Source organism: Streptomyces sp. NPDC001868, from assembly GCF_040297125.1.
In the GTDB taxonomy this organism is placed as follows: domain Bacteria; phylum Actinomycetota; class Actinomycetes; order Streptomycetales; family Streptomycetaceae; genus Streptomyces.
Genome location: NZ_JBEOYO010000137.1, coordinates 1 through 1,604 on the forward strand (window position 1 = coordinate 1; position 1,604 = coordinate 1,604).

A 1,604-nucleotide genomic window follows, 5' to 3' on the forward strand; every position below is an offset into this window, starting at 1 on the left:
CTTGTTCTTTTTCTTCTGACCTCGAACGGCGTCCCGAACACAGTCACTCACCTGGGCATTCGCCGGACATGAGGGCGGCCTTCGTCTGATCCTGTGCTCCGTCACGAGGAGAACCAGTCGAAGGCCGTTGTCATGAGTGTGGTGTGCCCGGATGTCCGGCGGGAAGCGTTCGCGGAAGCGTCACGCTTCCGAGCAGAGTTCTACGAGTGTCTTACCGCCCGGCGTGACGAACTGTTCGAACTGGCCGACGCGCTGTTGTGCGTCGACGGGCCGGTCACCTCGCCGGTGGACCTGACGATGGTGCCCGAGCACCGGCGTGGGCACGGCGCGTTGTACGGAGCTCTCAACCGGGGCCGGATCGACGTCGAGAGGCTGCGGACCCTGCTCGCCGGGCTGCCGTTGCCACGGTTCGAGGACGGGCGCCTGGTGCTGGCGGTCGACGTGTCGCCGTGGCTGCGCTCGGACGCGCCGTGCTCGGCAGACCGGCTGTTCTGCCACGTCTACGGCCGGGCGAAGTCCGCCTCCCAGTTCATCCCGGGCTGGCCGTACTCCTTCGTCGCCGTCCTCGAACCGGGAGCCACCTCGTGGACGTCGATCCTGGACGTGGTCCGGCTCGGACCCGAAGACGATGCGACCGCCGTCACCGCCGCCCAACTCCGCGCCGTGGCCGGGCAGCTCATCTCAGCCAGCCAGTGGGCGCCCGGCGACCCGAACATCACGATCGTCATGGACGCGGGTTACGACGTCACCCGTCTGGCCTGGGTCCTGCGGGACCTTCCTGTCGAGCTGGTCGGGCGAATCCGCAGTGACCGGGTGATGCGGCTGCCGAAGCCCTCGCCAAAGGAGTACGCCCTGGCCTATCCCCAGGGCGGCAGGCCGCCGAAGCACGGCAAGGAGTTCCGCTTCGCCAAACCCGAGACCTGGCCCGAGGCGGCGATCACCACCGTCACCGACACCGCCAACTACGGCAAGGCCGAAGCCCAGGCATGGGACCGGGTCCACCCGAGGCTGACCCACCGCTCGGCCTGGCTGGAGCACGACGGTGAACTCCCCGTCGTCGAGGGCACCTTGGTCCGGCTGAAGGTCGAGCGCCTCTCCAAGGAACGGGAAGCTCCGCCGGTCTGGCTGTGGTCTTCCAGGACCGGCGCCGCACCGGCGGACGTGGACCTGTGGTGGCAGGTATTCCTCAGGAGATTCGATCTTGAGCACACCTTCAGGTTCGGCAAGCAGATTCTCGGCTGGACCACCCCGAAGGTCCGTACTCCCGAGGCCGCGGACCGGTGGACCTGGCTCGTGGTCGTCGCCCACACCCAACTCCGCCTCGCCCGGCCGCTGGCCGCCGACCTTCGTCGCCCCTGGGAGAAGCCGGCCAAGCCCGAACGCCTCACCCCGGCACGGGTCCGCCGAGGGTTCAGGAACATCCGAGCCCACCTGCTCTGTCCGGCCCGTGTTCCCCAACCTCGCGGCGCTGGTCCCGGACGACCGCCCGGGACCAAGAACCGCCATCCCGCACCCCGCTACGACGTCGGCAAAACCGTCAAACGCCCCGAGACCCTCAAGGCCATCGGCAGACCTGGCCGATCTTGGTAGATAAAGAACAAGCT

At 68.1% G+C, this 1,604-nt stretch carries 1 protein-coding gene; it reads left to right on the plus strand.

The features are described 5' to 3' along the window. The first annotated feature begins 132 nt into the window (after positions 1-132). Positions 133-1,590: an NF041680 family putative transposase gene (locus ABT147_RS47140; RefSeq protein ID WP_351418721.1), complete on the plus strand. Its 1,458-nt coding sequence runs from the start codon at positions 133-135 to the stop codon at positions 1,588-1,590. The last annotated feature ends 14 nt before the right edge of the window (positions 1,591-1,604 follow it).